Origin of the sequence: Aeromonas sp. 2MA4, from assembly GCF_029237305.1 — a bacterium.
Classification (GTDB): Bacteria; Pseudomonadota; Gammaproteobacteria; order Enterobacterales; family Aeromonadaceae; genus Aeromonas; species Aeromonas salmonicida.
Window position 1 is genome coordinate 68,335 of record NZ_JAACFY010000007.1, and the last position, 16,738, is coordinate 85,072.

Here is a 16,738-nt window from a genome sequence, read left to right on the forward strand (position 1 = left end):
CTGTTTATCCTTCATATGGGTCAAAGCCGGGCCAATTTAGCGTACACTTGTGCGCTAAACAACTCCGATCTCTTCTTTATTACAGGCTGAACAACCGGCCCAGCAGGCGGCGGATCAAGCCCCCCTTGAACGCGGTGCCATTCAATTCGTCCAGTCGCTGCTGGATCCGGCCAAACAGGGTATCCGGCATGTCCGGCTCACCCGCTACACAGCCAGTCAGCAGCTCGATAGCCTCTTCCACATGGTCCACCGGATGAATGTGGAACTGACCTGCTTCGACGGCGGCAATCACCTCGTCTGAGAGGTTCAACTGCTGGATGTTGGTGCTCGGCAGAATGATGCCTTGCTTACCTGTGATGCCATGGATTTTGCACACCCGGAAGAAGCCTTCAATCTTCTCGTTCACACCACCTACCGCCTGCACATTGCCGAACTGATCGACCGCGCCGGTGACGGCAAAGTGTTGATAGATGGGCTGGCGGGCGAGGGCAGAGAGGAGGGCGCACAGGCCGGTCAGAGAGGCGCTGTCACCATCGATCTCATGATAGGACTGCTCGAACACCAGATTGGCAGAGAGCGGCGAGGGGGTTTCTGCACCAAATTTGTTGGAGAGATAACCATGAATGATCATCATCGCCTTGGCGTGGATATGGCCAGCCAGCTCAGCTTTTCGTTCGACATCCGCTATGTCGCCATCGCCCAGATGCACGGTCGCGGTGAGACGTACAGGTTCGCCAAAATCATAGGGATGACCCGAGACCTGAATGACGGACAGGCCATTGATCTGGCCGATCTCCTCACCATCGGTTTGCAACAGGATCTGGCCGTCAATGACGCCCTGATCAGACTGTTCAACCAGATAATTTAGGCGGTAGTCCTGCTCTTCAAGGGCCAACCGGATATGCTCATCAGTCACGGTTTCGGCTTCCATTTCACGGGCCAGGCTGTCCGCCATGCGCATGATGGCACCGAGCTGTATCTCGGACAGAGAGAGCCACTCCTGATGGTCACACAGGCGACTGGCATGGCGACAGAGGGCGGCGAGGGCGGCCGGGGTGAAGTCCAGCAATGTCCAACGCTCGCGCAACCATGCCAGAAACTGCAGAAATTCGGACAGGTCTTCATCAATGTTGACCTCTGATACCAGATCCGCGCGAAGGAAGATACGCTCGGACATGTCCCTGTCCAGCATCTGGAACTCGGATACCTCGAGGCGGTCACCGACCAGGATCAGCTTGAGCTTGATGGGGGTCGCTTCCGGGGTAAAGAAGGGGGTCAGAGTCTTGCCTTCCTGATAGGCGTTCCAATCCAGCTCGCTTTTCTGAATGGCATTCTTGAGCTTGAACCAGAGGTGTGGCTGATCCAGCAGCTCGTCGAGTTGCAATATCAGATAGCCGCCGTTGGCCTGACGCAACAGACCCGGCTCCAACAGATGTTGGTTGGCATAAACAGAGCCTTGCTCGGTTTGATAGTTGATGGAGCCGAACAGGGTATCCCAGTTCAAATCCCGGCCATAAACCACCGGAGCTTCCTGATCTTCATGGTGGATCAGCAGGTTGATGAGCACAGGGTGCTGGAATTCGAGTCCTTTAGCCACATGAGCAGCCAGATCGGAAAGAAAGTCATCGATCTTGGGATCGTTGTTCTGCTTGCGCATGATGCGAGTGACCAGACGCTCGGCATCCAGATGGTGGCTCATCAGTTTGAGAAGTTCACCCACCATTTCGCAAAACTCGATACCGGTACCAGGTTGCAGACGCAACCAGATCGGTTTGAACGGGTTGTTCAGGTTTTCCGTATAGCAGAGATCAAACAGGTCACCATCCTTGCCATTGGAGGCGGCGATCAATGTCTGGCACACACCTTCATAGTCAGCGCCGGGGAAACCATTGAGCAGCATGACCGGGCAATCACCATCAAAACTGGCGAGGCGCTTGATGCCGGAAATCACTCTGGGTTGCAAGGCAGCGAAGGGAATGGGTTCTAGCTCGCTAAGTGCAGGGAACTGTTCAATCGCGAAAGCGGGTTTTAGTTGTTCTGATGTTAATTCAGCCACTTAAGATATCCGGTCGGAGATAGGATCATTTGTTTCCATTATACACAGTTCAATTTAGGGGAACAGAAAACAAGATACTCAATTTAACATAATATACATTATGCGCGGTTTTGTTTATGAGATGAAACACGATACCGAGTTGGTGCTCATCATGGTTCATGACGTCAGCTCTTGCTCCTATCAGCGCGCGTGTTCGGTTGGCCACTGTATCACTCACATTGATTTGTTATCTCTCACCTTTCATCGACACACCAATACACGTTCATTCATGCAACCTATCAAGCGGTTTATGGTTGGCGCTTTCGTGCCGTTCACTGTTGCCGGTGTGCAGATATTTGGAGGTGGTGTCTATGCTGTCATGACCCGCGTCAGCTTGAACATGGGATAAGGGTCGACCATTGAGATTGATGTCATGGGTAATGCCGGTGTGGCGAATGGAGTGCGGCGTCAGATTGCACATCTCGGCGGCGTCCTGGGTAAAGCCGTCCTGTTCGGCCAGATTGGCGGCAGTCTGGATCACCGTCATTACCAGTTCACGTAGTTGACGGATACCGAGATTGGCATTGAGCTCTCCCTGTTCACGGCCATGCGCAGCGGCTTTATGGCGTACAAAGAGTGGTGTTTGTTCATTTGGGGCCGGCAATGGCGCTAGCCCCAAGAAAGTGCGATAGCGCTTGAGTGCTTCCAGCAAGGCCTGAGACACCGCCACAGTGCGTCGTTTTCCGCCCTTGCTACGTGGAATGTAATAGCCCCAGACGCCGGTTTTACCGTCACGGCGAAACTGGCCCATGACGGGCGTGAACCCGGGTCTGGCTGCCACTTCCGAGATGCGCAGATAGCAGGCATACATCAGGCTTATCAGAAAGCGGCTGCGCTCGTGCTGATCCGGTGATTCGGTTGCCAGTCGCTCGGCCGCTTGCATGACATAGGACCACTGCAGCTCGGTGAAGGCCTGGCTCTGCTCATCGGTCTCCTGCTGGACTGGTCGCTTGACTCGTTGCAACAGCAACGCCGGATTCCTGTCCATGTACTCTTCCTGGATAAGAAACTGGAAGAAGGCCGACAAAATGGCGAGTTTGGTCTTCATTGCCTGCTCACTCAGACGATACGGCAGTTCACGTCCCAGCTCCCGTTTGCCGAGGAACGGCCGCCACAAGGGATTGGGTAGCCGTTCTCCCCACTCTTTGTCGAGGATGAACTGCGCCACATTGCGGTAAGCAATCAGCTGGTCTGGTGGCGCCTGGCAATAGTCGAGATAGCGCATCATGATGCGCCGGGTCAGGTCTTTCGGGCTGATGGCCAGCTCGCTGAAACACCAGTGCAGAAATGTCGTCAGCTCGCTACGGTACGTTTTGTAGTTGTTCTCGTTATGGCGTTGCTCCAGCAGCCAGTCGACCGCCAGTTCGTAGACGAGGCCTGCATCGGGCACGTCGTTCAGGCTGAGGTTGGCCAGATACTGATTGACCTGGGGATTGCCCGCCTCCAGGTGAGCCAGGCCGTCAAACAGCGGCATGGCGGGTGGAAGTAACATTGAGGTCATGGTGGCACTTGCTTGGTCTATAGGATGGGAGCCGTGTGCTCTGTTCAAAAGCTGATGCCGATAAATGGGTTTATCGGCATCATGATATGACAAAAAATCCAGCTGTGTACGATGCCGCATCGGCTGTTGTAACCCGTTTGGGCGACTTTCTATGTTTATTCAATGGATATGCACCCTTGTTCGAAATTTCTCGGGGTAAATATCCGTAAAATTGACTGTAAATTCTTAAATTGTGAATATCTTGGGGTGTTTGAGCTTGCTGTTTCACTGCTTCAACCTAGCGCCCTACTCCCCTTGCCTTCACGCCACGCTCTTGAGGGATTTTCCCTTGGGTTTGTCAGCGTCAGCCTTCTCTTCCATTGGTTGGGGATCCTCTTTGGTACTCCCCTGCGCCTTGCCACCGCGCAGTACGTTTTGCAGTACGTCACGCTGTTCGGCCAGGTAGAAGGCCAGGGTCTCTTGCTGTTCGGGTTCCAGATTGACAGGTGCCCCCGCCAGCAAGGTCATCAACTCGTCGGCGGTATCCAGCAGCTTGTCATAGGCATCCGCCTCTTTCTTGCTGGCAAAGGTCATCTTTTCCACTCCCCCACGCACGACAACATATTTGATTTCAACAGCCATAATGGCGTCCTCCTCATGATGGTGAACACAAGTATATGTACGGATATACAGTATTGCAAATATCCAGATCAAGCGGGTGATGATGAGAGACTGTGGCCGATTACGCGGCCATTATCACATTGATGAAAGGGTCATTTGACATCCGCTTTAAGCAAGCTGGATGATGGGCTCATGACGATCACAAGACAACTGCTCATACTGCTGCTGGTTGAGGTGATGCTCCTTGGGGGCATCGCGCATCTGGTCATTGGCCTCTCCCCCCTGCTCTCCCTGCTGTTTGTGGTATTGACGCTTTTGGGGCTGCGCTGCCTGGTGGTATTGCTGACCTGGGGGTTCTCCCGCTTCTATCCGGCACCGGCCATCGGCTTGCGGGCCTGGTTACGCATGGTGGTTTGGGAGATGCTCGCCTATCTGTTTACCTTCACCTGGCTGCTACCATTTGAGCGGCTGCTGATGACGCCGGACAGGCTTACCCCCTCCCCCCTGCCCTTGCTGCTGGTTCACGGTTACGGTTGCAGTCGCGGGATCTGGCGGGTACAAAGAGCCCGTCTGGAAGCGGCCGGTCACGTGGTCGCCACCGTTACCTTGACTCCTCCTTTCGGTCATCTCGATGACATGGTACCCCTGCTGGCCAAGCGTATCGATGAAGTGCTGGCTGCCACGGGTGCCGCTCAGCTGGTGTTGATTGGCCATAGCATGGGGGGGCTGGTGTGCCGTGACTATCTTGCCCTGGCCGGCGGTGGCAAGGTGGCGCAGCTTATTACCCTGGCGACGCCCCATCAGGGCAGCCAGCTGGCGACCATTGCACTGGGTGACAACGCGCGGGAGATGGAGCCAGGCTCCGGCTGGCTGCAACGCTTTGCCGCCGTGCCGCTGTGTGTGCCCGGAATTTCGGTGCGCACCAGTCATGACAACTTTGTGTTGCCCCAGTCCCGTCAGCTGATGGCGGGCATGGAGGACATAGAGCTCGCAGCCCTTGGCCACCTCTCCCTTATCTACTCGCGCCGTACCACGGCCCTGCTGCTGACCCTGCTTGCCCGCGCCCAGCCAGAAACGAAAAGGGCCTGATTGTTCGGGCCCTTGGTGTTTGTGCTCTCTCTTGATCGATGAAAGCAGGTTAGAAGTGAATCCCCTTGATAAGGGTAGAGACCGCCATCTGATCCGCAGAGGCCTTGGACTCGCCGCCCTCTTTGGGATCCGAGAAGGTGCGAAAGCTGGTGTTCATGATCACCTGGGCCACTCGTGGCGCCAGGGCATGGATCACCTGACCGAATACCCCGAGGCGGGTAGCCAGCCGTACATGCTTGTTGATGATGGTGTCGCACACCAGATCGGCGGCCTCTTCCGGTGTCATCATGGGCACCTGCTCATACACCTTGGTCGGCGCCACCATGGGGGTTTTCACCAGCGGCATGTTGATGATGGAGAAGTTGAGCCCTTTATCCGCAAACTCGGACGCCGCGGTGCGCACCCAGGCATCGAGTGCCGACTTGGAGGCCACGTAGGCGGAGAAGCGTGGCGCATTGGTCAGCACCCCGATGGAGGAGATGTTGATGATGTGACCCTTCTTCTTCTCGATCATGGTGGGCAGCACACCCATGATCACCTTGAGGGTACCGAAGTAGTTGAGCTGCATGGTGCGCTCCAGATCGTGGAAACGATCGAAGGAGTCCTCGATGGCGCGACGGATGGAGCGGCCGGCATTGTTGATGAGGATGTCCACTCCGCCATGCTCGGCCACTATCTGCCGGGTGATCGCCTCCCCTTGGGCGAGATCCGCCAGATCCCCCTGATAGACCTGCAGGGTCAAGCCCTGCTCGGCAAACTCGGCCTGGGTCTGTGCAATCTTGTGCTCGTCCCGGGCAATGGTCAGCACTGTTGCGCCCGCCTCGGCCAACTTTCTTGCGGTGGCCTTGCCGATGCCGGAGGTGGCGCCGGTGATCAGCACCACCTTGCCCTCGACGCGGCCGCGCAGAGTGCGGTCGATGAACAGTTCGGGGTCGAGGTGACGCTCCCAGTAATCCCACAACCGCCAGGCGTAGCTGTGCAGCGGCGGCACTTCAATGCCGGTTCCTTTCAGTACCCGCTGGGCTTCGCGGTTGTCGAAGCGGGTGGGATAGTTGATGAGCCGGAAGATATCCTTGGGCAGACCGAGATCGGCGATGGCGGCATCGCGAATGCGGCGCACCGGCGTCAGTGCCATCAGCATGGCCATCAGGTGGCGGGGAATAAAGCTGAACAGGGCCGCATTGATGCGAATAGCTGGCTCGGGCGCGTGGGCCGCGCGGGAGAAGGTGCTCAGCATGTCGCCAACCCGCATCGGATGGGAGTCGGTCAGGTGAAATGCCTTGTTGTCCTCTCCGTCCAGATGGGCGATGTGATCGATGGCATCCACCACGAAGTTGACCGGCACCAGGTTGATGCGCCCCCCCTCGACACCGATGGCGGGCATCCAGGGCGGCAGCAGGCGCCGCAGCTTCTGGATAGTCTTGAAGAAGTAATAGGGGCCATCCACCTTGTCCATCTCGCCTGTGTTGGCATCCCCCACCACTATACCGGGTCGGTAGATGCGCCAGGGGATGGTGCTCTCCTTGCGCACTATGCCCTCGGCCTCGTGCTTGGTCTGGAAATAGGGCATGTCGAGGTGTTCTGCCTCATCGAACATGTCTTCACGAAACAGGCCGTCGAACAGACCGGCCACTGCGATGGAGCTGCAATGATGGAAGCAGCGAGCGCCGAGTCGTTCGGCCAGTTGCAGCGCCTGACGGGTGCCCTCAGTGTTGACCTGCTGCTGAATGCCCGCCTTGGCGTTGAGGTCATAGATGGCAGCGAGATGGAGGAAGTGATCGATATTGCCGACGAGTGGTTCCTGCTCGGTGGCGCTCACTCCGAGTTGGGGATGGGTCATGTCTCCGACGATCGGGATTGCCCTTTGCTCGTCGACTCCCCAGTAAGCCAGCAATTCGGGTACCCGCTCAAGATGGGCTGCGCGCATCAAGAAATGCACCCGGCTATTCGGGCGCTGCAGCAGTTTTTTTATCAGTCGGCGGCCGATAAAACCGCTGCCCCCCGTGATGAAATAGTCCATGGTATTTATTCCCTTACTGATTGGGCTGTTAGTTGTCGTTAGATATATCACGCTTCAATTGGAAATATGCATTCGAACATCATCTTCGTGACCGAGACCAAAATTACCACGACTGCCTGTTTCGTTATTAGGTAGAACCCTCTATTTTTTCCCCATAGACTGAGAATGAAAGCTCAGTAATGCCACAACGAATGTTCCAAGGTTGTTGTCATTACCTCATCCCACTCTCCAGTAAGGAAGCAATCATGGCCAAGAAATTGAAATCGCTGGCAAGCTCGGTGACCGATAACCAGCTCACCTCGACCATCAAAGAATCCACCCAGCAGATCTGGCTGGCGGGCTTGGGTGCCTATGCCAAGGCACAAGAGGAAGGGGGCAAGATCTTCGAAGCCCTGGTGCAGGAAGGCGAAGCATTGCAAACCCGCACCCGTCAGAGTGCCGACGAAAAGATCGCGGCCATCACTGACAAGACCACAGGTACCTGGGGCCGTCTGGAACAAGTGTTCGAGGATCGCGTGGCCCGCGCCGTTGCCAGCCTCGGTATCCCGACCCGCAAGGATATCGACAAGCTCTCCAAGCGCATGGCCGAGCTGACCGAAGTAGTACAGCAACTGGTCGATGCACAGGATGACACGGTTGCACCGGCTGCCGAAGCCAAACCTGCCGCCGCCACTGTCGCCAAGAAACCGGCGGCCAGGAAGCCACCGGTGAAAAAGGCTGCAGCCCCCATCGCCAAGGTGAAAGAAGAGGTCAAGGCGTTGGCGTCCGAGGTAGAAAAAGTCGCCAAGGATGTCAAGGAGAAGGGCGAGACCACCCCCTCCTGATCTGACCGGCCAGACCTGCTTGGCCTGGCATAGTGATTGACCGGCCCATGCCCTCTTGCTGGGCCGGTTTTGCTTGAGAAGGGAGGCTGTGTCATGAGCACGATTGCGATTGCCCTCGCTGGAGGGGGTCCTCTGGGGGGGATTTACGAGATCGGAGCCTGCGCCGCCCTGGCCGACAGTATCAAGGGGCTGCGTTTCGAACAGGCCGATATTTATGTGGGGGTCAGTTCAGGAGCCGTCGTTGCCTCGGCGCTGGCCAATGGCATTTCCCCCGACAAGCTGGTGCGGATCCTGCTCAGCGATGACAGCAGCGAGTTTTTCGACCCCTCGACTCTGCTGCGCCCCGCTTTCGGTGAATACCTTGACCGACTGACCTCACTGCCGCCATTGGCGTGGGAGTGCCTGGCCGATTACCTCTCCGCCCCCTGGAACAAAAGCTTGCTCGGCTCCTTGCAAGGCATGTCCAAAGCGATCCCGACAGGTTTGTTTGACAGCCGCGGGGTGGATCGCTTCCTGACCCAATTTTTCTCTCGCCGTGGCCGCAGCAATGACTTTCGCAAACTCAAGAGCCGCCTGTTCGTCATCGCCACCGAGCTCGACACAGGCCGCGCCGTGGCATTTGGCAGCCCGGGGCTCGACGATGTGCCCATTTCGGCGGCGGTACAAGCCTCTGCTGCCCTGCCCGGCCTGTTTCCACCGTCATTGATCAATGGCCGTCACTATGTGGACGGTGCGCTGATCAAGACGCTGCATGCCTCGGTAGCACTGCAGGAGGGAGCCGATCTGGTGTTTTGCATCAACCCGCTGGTGCCGTTCGATGCGGGGATCGCCAGCGAGCGCCCCGCCAATCTGGTGGACAGTGGTTTGCCTGTGGTGCTGGCCCAGACCTTTCGCGCCATCATACATTCGCGCATGCACGTGGGGATGGATCGCTACAAGCATCAGTACCCGGATGCCGACGCCTTGCTGTTCGAGCCCTCCCAGGCTGATGGCGAAATGTTTTTTGCCAATGTGTTCAGCTATCGGGATCGCCGCCACCTGTGCGAGCACGCCTTCCAGCATACCCGTCGTGATCTGTGGCAGCGCCGGGCTGAACTTGGCCCCATCCTCGCCAAGCATGGGCTTGAGCTCAATCTGGGGGCGCTGGCCGATCAGCAGCGCTCCCTGCTCACTCCGGGGACTGGCTCGGTCGCGGCACTGGATGCCTCCCTGACCCAATTGCAACATTGGTTGACCCATCGTTATGGCGGCAAGAGCCGCCGGCAACCGAAGGAGTAGCATGGAGAGCAAACCAAAGCGGCGAACGCGGGAGCGGATCCTGGCCACCGCCCTCACCCAGTTCAACCTGCTGGGTGAGCCGACCGTCACCACCTCCGCCATCGCGGCCGAGCTGGAGATGAGTCCGGGCAATCTCTATTACCACTTTCACAACAAGGAAGAGATAGTCAACGCCCTGTTCGGCGAGTTCGAACAGGAGATGGCTCATCTGCTCGACACCGTCACCCCTCCGCTGGATGAAACAGAAGATATCTGGTTCTTCTTGCACCTGATGTTCGAACTCATCTGGAAATATCGCTTCTTCTACTACGACATCAGCACCCTGATGAGCGGCAATCACAAGGTGGAGCTGCGCTTCTCTGCTCTGCTGCGGCGCAAGGAACAGACCGCCGCCGCCATTTGTCACAGCCTGTCCGGCAGTGGCTTGCTGCAGGGCAGCGACGCCCAGATCGCGGCCCTGGCGGCCAATATCGCGCTGGTGGGCACTTTCTGGATCTCTTATCAGCGCGCACTGCACCCGCGGGCCGATGCCGACATCGCCCTCGGGGTGTTTCAGGTAATGCAGCTGGTGGCCCCTCGTCTGCGGCCCAATGCCCGTGCCCATCTGGATGCCATCGCCATGCATTACTGCCCGTCCCTTGCGACGCGGGCACCCAATTCCGATTTTTAACAGGGAGCATAACATGACCATTTCACAGCAAAAATTGTCCGAGTTCACCCCGTTCCCCTGGCCGGACGCGGCCTATGACTACGCGGGGGCGGGCCTCAAACAACATTGGGCTCGCCTGCATCAAGGGGATGCAGAACCCTGGCCTCAGGATACTCAGGTGCAGGCGGCCTGGCGTGCCTACCATGCCGGTGACTTCGGTCAGGCGGTGGCATTGGGAAATGCGGCGGGGGACGCTGGCCTCAACGTGGTGAACAAGGCCCTGGTGATCCACGCCAGCTACCTGTTGGATGACAAGTACGCCAAGCGGGCGGCGTTCGAGCTGGCCGCCAGCAACGCCGAACAGTTGCAAAAGCGTCAGCCCAACAATGCCAACGGCTGGTATTTCCACGCCTTGGCGCTGGGTCGCTATAGCCAGGTGATCTCGGTCTCCAAGGCCCTGTCACAAGGGATAGGTGACAAGATAAAAACCAGTCTGGAAAAAGCACTGACACTGGCCCCCGAGCATGCCGAGGCCCACATCGCCTTCGGTGCCTGGCATGCGGAGATCATCGACAAGCTGGGCGCCATGATCGGCGGGATCACCTATGGTGCCAAAAAAGACGAAGCTGAGCGTCACTTCAAGGCTGCGTTGGCCATAGTGCCCCACTCCGCCATCGCCCGCATGGAATACGCCAATGCCATGGTGATGATGCATGGCAAGAGCAAGATGGCGGCGGCCGAAGCGCTCTATGCCGAGGCTGCCGAGTGTGAACCCATGGATGCCATGGAGCGACTCGATGTGGAAGCAGCCCGTGAGGAGCTGGAGGACGAATAACGCCGCCTTGTGGCCATGAAAGAGGCCAACCCAAGGGTTGGCCTCTTTGTTTTCCTGTAAGACAGCTTGCTCGGTACGCTTAGTCTCCTTGCAGCAGTTGCTCGAGTACCGCAGGGTCATAGACCAGATCCGGTTCCATCAGCACCAGCAACAGCAGTTGTTCAAACTCCACGGCAAAACGGTCGACGATAAGGTCAGGGTCCGGCACCCGCTTCTTGTCGGTGATGAGGCCAAGTTGCACCTTGTTGTCATAGGAGAGGATGGAGACACCGACACCTATGTCACCCGCCTGGGGCACCCAGAACAGGGGCTGGCGCAGACGGGCACCGGCCAGATAAAGGGTCTGCTGGGGACCGGGCACATTGGTGATGACGGCGCTGGCCTTGGCCGAGAGAATATCGATGGTCTGCTGTTGCAAGGCCTTGGGGGCCATGCCCATTACCTCCAGCAGGTTCAGCACCACGGCTGGTTGCAGGGAGGACTTGAGCGCCTGCATCCGCTCTCGCACCGTATGCAGCCGTTGCAGCGGGTGTTCGATATCCAGAGGCAAGTCCAGGGCCACCAGCCCGAACCGGTTGCCAAGGGCACCGTTGTCGTCGGGGGCGCGCATGTTGACCGGCACCAGGGCCCGTATTGCGACACCATCGGCGTCATCCCCTTTCTCAATCAGATAGTGGCGAAGCGCTCCTGCGGTGGCGGCAATCAGCAGATCGTTGACCGAACAGCCGAGCACCCGTCCTACCGCCTTCACATCCGGTAGCGGTATCTGTTCAGACCAGGCTACCCGCTTGGTGCTGCCGGTCTCCCCTTTCAGCCGAGTCCTGGCATCGTCTGAGAGGGTGGCGATGGTGTAGAGCTCGGCGGTCACATCCCGGCTTATCTTGAGGTAGTCCATCGCCTTGGTGGGATGGGTCAGCACTTCGACATACTTGGACCAGAGGGTGCCGGTCAGCTTGAGACCGGCTCGCAGCAAGCGACTGCCCTGATGAGCGTCTTGGTCGTCATCATGGTCGCTGGCCAGGGGCTCGGGCTGCGGGCGCGGCGCGGACACCGGGCTCTCATCCATCATGGTGAGCAGGGCGCGCACCAGGGAGAATCCATCTCCCATGGCATGATGAAAGCGAACCACCAGCGCCTGACCACCGAGGGAGGTATCCACCAGGTGCATCTCCCACAGGGGGCGCTGATGGTTGAGCGGGGTGGAGGCAAAGTCGGCCACCAGCCGCTCCAGCTCGGCCTTGCCAGCCTTGCCCGGCAGGATCACCCGCTTGAGGTGCAAATCGAGATCGAAATCGGGATCGTCACGCCAGTAGTACTCACCCCCCTCCAGGCTGGCCTTTTGGTGAAATCTGGGCTGTACCCGTATGGTGTACTCGAGACTGGTACGCAGCTGGGCCTCGTCGAGCTGACCGTCAAACATCAGCACACCGACGATTTGCATCAAGTTGTTGGGTCTGTCCATCCGCAGCCAGGCGGTATCGACACAGGAGATAAGTTCACACGGTGACATGGTTTTTCCCTACCGTTTCGCTTATTTGTCCGCCATCTTCCCATGAAGACTGCAATATCGATGGCGAACAAACAGGAGTCGTATATGTTGGTGCCAATACGCTTCGATTAATTTATTTCTGCCTGGGCAGAATGAAACGTGGCGACGTGAACATGGCATCGTAAAAAATAATTGTTCCGCTCGTCTTGTCTCCGGTTTATTTGTTATTCGGAGGTCATCGCATCGTTCAGTTAATATACAGGTGTGCTGTCTGGCATCTATTTTCGGCGACAGACAGACAGACAGACAGACAGACAGACAGAGCGAGTGTTGATGTTTCTGTGCGGCTTATCCCTGACTGGGACAAGGCAGGCGGTTATCGACATATTCGAGGATCTCCTGCTCCAGCACGCTGCGCACCGGCAGCAGCATCAGGCCGAGACGCACCTCCAGTTGCAGGTTTGTGTCGGTCAGGCAGAGAAAGCCATTGACCCCGGCACCGCGAAACAGCAACCGGGTCTCTTCCTCATCTTCCCATTCACAGTCGAGTTGGTACTCCTCGCTCATGTCTTGTGCAATGGCTTCGGCGGCGAGCCGCACACCGGCCAGCCCCAGAGGGTGCTGGCGATTGACCTGGATGGTCGACAGGCTGCTGCCGACAAGGGGATCGTATAGGAACATGCTAACTCTCTGAGCGATGACAACATTTATTGATATTAAACACATGAATCAAACAAGTGAAAGCCATTTGCAACATAATTGGGACTCACTTAACAAAGCCGCTTGAGCAAGGGCACCACGCATTTATCCCCTGCCCGCCCGCGAGTTACACTCAAGGAGAAGGATGTATCGGCGCGGTAGTGCACGCTACTATCCGTCTCACTATCCACTTATCATGTGCCCTGTTTTTATCCGTTCGCCAAACCGTTCGTTGCAGGTCACCAGAGAGCTGAATATGACCCAAGAGACACTCCTATCCGATGACCCGCAGTCCGAAGACGAGAGCACTCTGGGGCGGCTCTATCGTCAGCTCAATCGGGTCGCCTCCTTGCGCGAGCAGATGCGTAATCACCCGGAAGATCAGCTAGACAGAGACAGATTGCGTCAATGGCAGGCAGATCGCTTGGGCCGCACCCACAGGGATCTGCTGGAGAGCGAGCGCTACGGCCCGGCCGCCGAATTTTTCCTGACGGATCTCTATGGCCCCGGGGATTGTGCCCGGCGCGATGCGGACGTGATGCGGGTAATGCCGACCGCCGAGCGATTGCTGCCGGAATCGGGCCTCAAGGTGCTGGCCCAGGCGATTGAGCTTGACGCCCTCTCCGAGGAGCTCGACTACCTGATGGTGGTGGCGCTGCGTCGCAGTGGCGCCATAGGTCGGTTGACGGCAACAGCGTATGCCCTCGCCTATCGGGAAGTGGGCGAACCCGGGCGGCGCGCCCATCAAATAACCCTGGTCACAGAGCTGGGAATGACGCTTGACAGGTTGGCCCGCAAGCCTTTCCTCGGCACCACCCTCAAACTTGTCTCTGGGCCGGCTCATCTGGCGGGGCTCGGCGAGCTTTTCTCTTTTGTCGAGCGCGGCTATCGGGTCTGTCATCAGATGGGGCGGGCCAACGAGTTTCTGGAAACCATCGCCAGCCGGGAAACAGCCATCATGGAAGCGCTGTTTGACGGGGATGCCAGCGTGCTGGCCTGACTGGCGGCGCATGACGCTCCAATAAGAAGCGGGCCCCTGCGGCCCGCGTCTATTTCTGGTGGGAAAACCTGCGGATCAGATCACCAGCAGATCCATAAAGGCATGGACCGGTATGCTGGCCAGCTGCTTGCCATCCTGGCAGAGGGCGAGAATATCGTGCACCCGTTTGGCCGGGAAGCGTGTCGCCAGATTGTGCTGGAATTTTTCCACCAGTAGGGGTATCCCCTCCTCCCGCCGGCGACGATGGCCAACCGGATATTCCACCTCCACCTTGGCGCTGTGGCTGCCATCCTTGAAGAAGACCTGGATGGCATTGGCGATGGAGCGTTTGTCTGCCTCCAGATATTCGCGGCTGTAGCGCTTGTCTTCCTGTACCACCATCTTGGCGCGCAGGGCATCGATACGGGGATCGGCGGCCACGTCATCTTCATAGTCCTCGGCTATCAGGCGCCCGAAGATGAGCGGCACGGCCACCATGTATTGCAGGCAGTGATCCCGATCCGCCGGGTTGTTGAGTGCCCCCACCTTGCTGATGATGCGAATGGCCGATTCATGGGTGGTGAGCTCGATACGGTCGATCTCGTCGAGCCGACCCTTCACCTCCTCATGCAACTTCATGGCGCACTCGACGGCTGTCTGTGCATGGAACTCGGCCGGATAGGCGATCTTGAACAACACGTTCTCCATCACATAGCTGCCATAGCCCTGATGCAGGGCGAACTGATTGCCCTTGAACAGCACATCGTAGAAGCCCCACTTGGGTGCGCTCAGTACGCCGGGATAGCCCATCTCGCCGCTCATGGTGATGAGCGCCAGACGCACGGCGCGGGATGTCGCATCCCCGGCCGCCCAGCTCTTGCGCGACCCCGCGTTGGGGGCGTGGCGATAGGTGCGCAGGCTCTGGCCATCGACCCAGGCCTGGGAGATGGCATCGATCACCTGATCGCGATTGCCCCCCAGCATATGGGTCACCACGCCGGTACTGGCGACCTTCACCAGCACAACGTGATCCAGGCCAACCCGGTTGAAGGAGTTCTCCAGCGCCAGCACGCCCTGGATCTCGTGAGCCTTGACCATGGCGGTCAGCACATCGGCCATGGTGAGCGGCGCCTTGCCCTCGGCGACACGAGTGCGCGACAACCAGTCGGCGGTAGCCAGAATACCCCCCAGGTTATCGGAAGGATGGCCCCACTCGGCGGCCAGCCAGGTGTCGTTGTAATCGAGCCAGCGAATGATGGCGCCAATGTCCCAGGCCGCCTTGACCGGATCGAGGCAGAGCTGGGTGCCGGGCACCCGGGCACCAAAGGGTACGACCGTGCCCGGCACGATGGGCCCCAGATGCTTGGTGCACTCGGGAAAACGCAGTGCCAGCAGGCCGCAGCCCAGGGTATCCATCAGGCAGTAGCGGGCGGTATCGAGGGCTGCCTGACTGGTAATGGGGTGGTTGCAGACATAATCGGCAATATCGACCAGCACCTGATCGGGAGAAGGTCTGTGGTTGACGTCGACGTTGGCGGACATCGTGATTTCCTTATCGTTGTTGCAAAGAGACGAAATGACGGGGGGCCGGGCCGACGTAATCGGCGCTCGGGCGAATGATCCTGTTGTGTTCCCGCTGCTCCATCACGTGGGCGCACCAGCCGGTGACCCGTGAGCAGACAAAGATAGGCGTGAACAGCTTGGTCGGGATCCCCATGTAGTGGTAAGCGCTGGCGTGGAAGAAATCGGCATTGGGGAACAAGGCTTTCTCCTCCCACATCACCTTCTCCGCCTCGCAGGAAACGCGATAAAGACGTGAGTCTCCCACCGCATCGGCAAGTTTTGCCGACCACTCCTTGATGATGACGTTGCGGGGATCCGAGGTGCGATAGACGGCGTGGCCAAAGCCCATGATCTTCTCCTTGGCGATGAGTTTCGCCTGCAGCTCGCGCCGGGCCTGGGCTTCATCCTGCCAGGGCTCGATCATCGCCATGGCGGCCTCGTTGGCACCACCGTGCAGCGGCCCGCGCAGGGTACCGATGGCGGCGGTAATGCAGGAAAACATATCGGAAAGCGTGGAGGCACAGACCCGGGCTGCGAAGGTAGAGGCGTTGAACTCATGCTCCGCATAGAGAATGAGGGAGACATGCATGACGCGGCGCGCCAGCTCGCTCGGGGCTTTCTGGTGCAGCAGGGCCAGGAAGTGGCCACCGATGCACTCTTCGTCGGTGTCGAGCGCAATGCGCAGCCCTTCGTGGCTGAACTTGTACCAGTAGAGCAGTATGCCAGGGAAGGCCGCCAGCAGCCGATCAGCCACTTCATGCTCGTGCTCGAAGCCATCTTCCGGCTCCAGATCGCCGAGCATGGAACAACCGGTACGCAACACATCCATGGGATGGGCAGTGGCAGGGATGCGCTCAAGCACCTCCAGCAGGGCGGTGGGCAAGGTGCGCAGGCGGCGCAGCTCGCGCTTGTAGTCCACCAGTTGTTGTTCACTGGGCAAGGCTCCCTTGAGCAGCAGATAGGCGACCTCTTCAAACTGGGCGCCCTCTGCCAGCTCCTTGATGTCATAGCCGCGATAGGTGAGCCCGGTACCGCTCTTGCCCACGGTGCAAATGCTGGTTTCCCCCGCGCTCTGACCCCGCAGGCCAGCGCCGCCCAATGGCTTCTGTTGTCCCAT

Annotated in this window: 14 protein-coding genes; 6 read left to right on the forward strand and 8 right to left on the reverse strand. The window is 58.4% G+C overall.

All coding sequences use genetic code 11. From position 1 onward, the window contains the following. Positions 1-79: 79 nt before the first annotated feature. The 3 genes from GWQ31_RS09425 to GWQ31_RS09435 all read right to left on the reverse strand — a co-directional run bounded on the left by GWQ31_RS09425 (position 80) and on the right by GWQ31_RS09435 (position 4,217). Positions 80-2,056 (reverse strand): Lon protease family protein, encoded by a 1,977-nt coding sequence (locus GWQ31_RS09425; protein ID WP_275909206.1) that lies wholly within the window; start codon positions 2,054-2,056, stop codon positions 80-82. A 262-nt stretch (positions 2,057-2,318) separates the two neighbouring features. Further along, entirely contained in the window at positions 2,319-3,596 is a 1,278-nt protein-coding gene (locus GWQ31_RS09430) for a site-specific integrase (RefSeq protein ID WP_275909207.1), read from the reverse strand. A gap of 300 nt (positions 3,597-3,896) precedes the next feature. Next, a complete protein-coding gene (locus GWQ31_RS09435) occupies positions 3,897-4,217 on the reverse strand; it encodes a YebG family protein (protein WP_021138886.1) in 321 nt (106 codons plus the stop codon). Between the two features lie 171 nt (positions 4,218-4,388). On the opposite strand from GWQ31_RS09435, the gene GWQ31_RS09440 reads away from it, so the two are divergent. Then, positions 4,389-5,285, forward strand: coding sequence for an alpha/beta fold hydrolase (locus tag GWQ31_RS09440; protein WP_275909208.1), 897 nt, complete (start codon positions 4,389-4,391; stop codon positions 5,283-5,285). Between the two features lie 49 nt (positions 5,286-5,334). Here GWQ31_RS09440 and GWQ31_RS09445 read toward each other — a convergent pair whose 3' ends face one another. Continuing rightward, a complete protein-coding gene (locus GWQ31_RS09445) occupies positions 5,335-7,305 on the reverse strand; it encodes an SDR family oxidoreductase (protein WP_265462308.1) in 1,971 nt (656 codons plus the stop codon). A 245-nt stretch (positions 7,306-7,550) separates the two neighbouring features. On the opposite strand from GWQ31_RS09445, the gene GWQ31_RS09450 reads away from it, so the two are divergent. From GWQ31_RS09450 to GWQ31_RS09465, 4 genes are all read left to right on the forward strand, one after another. After that, the gene (locus GWQ31_RS09450) at positions 7,551-8,129 is read left to right on the forward strand and encodes a phasin family protein (RefSeq protein WP_275909209.1); all 579 of its coding nucleotides are present in this window, start codon (positions 7,551-7,553) and stop codon (positions 8,127-8,129) included. A gap of 93 nt (positions 8,130-8,222) precedes the next feature. Continuing rightward, positions 8,223-9,407: a patatin-like phospholipase family protein gene (locus GWQ31_RS09455; RefSeq protein ID WP_265462310.1), complete on the forward strand. Its 1,185-nt coding sequence runs from the start codon at positions 8,223-8,225 to the stop codon at positions 9,405-9,407. A 1-nt stretch (position 9,408) separates the two neighbouring features. Beyond that, a complete protein-coding gene (locus GWQ31_RS09460) occupies positions 9,409-10,077 on the forward strand; it encodes a TetR/AcrR family transcriptional regulator (protein ID WP_275907029.1) in 669 nt (222 codons plus the stop codon). 13 nt (positions 10,078-10,090) lie between these two features. Continuing rightward, complete coding sequence (locus tag GWQ31_RS09465) at positions 10,091-10,891, forward strand: hypothetical protein (RefSeq protein WP_275909210.1); 801 nt, start codon at positions 10,091-10,093, stop codon at positions 10,889-10,891. Between the two features lie 79 nt (positions 10,892-10,970). Here the strand turns inward: GWQ31_RS09465 and GWQ31_RS09470 are convergent, their stop codons facing one another. Beyond that, complete coding sequence (locus tag GWQ31_RS09470) at positions 10,971-12,401, reverse strand: wax ester/triacylglycerol synthase family O-acyltransferase (protein ID WP_275909211.1); 1,431 nt, start codon at positions 12,399-12,401, stop codon at positions 10,971-10,973. A 327-nt stretch (positions 12,402-12,728) separates the two neighbouring features. Then, entirely contained in the window at positions 12,729-13,106 is a 378-nt protein-coding gene (locus tag GWQ31_RS09475) for a polyhydroxyalkanoic acid system family protein (protein ID WP_085941456.1), read from the reverse strand. A gap of 229 nt (positions 13,107-13,335) precedes the next feature. Between GWQ31_RS09475 and GWQ31_RS09480 the strand changes: the two genes are divergently transcribed. Continuing rightward, positions 13,336-14,079 carry a hypothetical protein gene (locus GWQ31_RS09480; RefSeq protein ID WP_275909212.1) on the forward strand — a complete coding sequence of 248 codons (744 nt, stop codon included), beginning with the start codon at positions 13,336-13,338 and terminating at the stop codon, positions 14,077-14,079. A 75-nt stretch (positions 14,080-14,154) separates the two neighbouring features. On the opposite strand, the gene GWQ31_RS09485 is transcribed toward GWQ31_RS09480, so the two are convergent. Both GWQ31_RS09485 and prpC read right to left on the reverse strand, forming a co-directional pair. Further along, positions 14,155-15,600: a bifunctional 2-methylcitrate dehydratase/aconitate hydratase gene (locus GWQ31_RS09485; protein WP_275909213.1), complete on the reverse strand. Its 1,446-nt coding sequence runs from the start codon at positions 15,598-15,600 to the stop codon at positions 14,155-14,157. 10 nt (positions 15,601-15,610) lie between these two features. Further along, positions 15,611-16,738 (reverse strand): 2-methylcitrate synthase, encoded by a 1,128-nt coding sequence (gene prpC / locus GWQ31_RS09490; RefSeq protein ID WP_275909214.1) that lies wholly within the window; start codon positions 16,736-16,738, stop codon positions 15,611-15,613.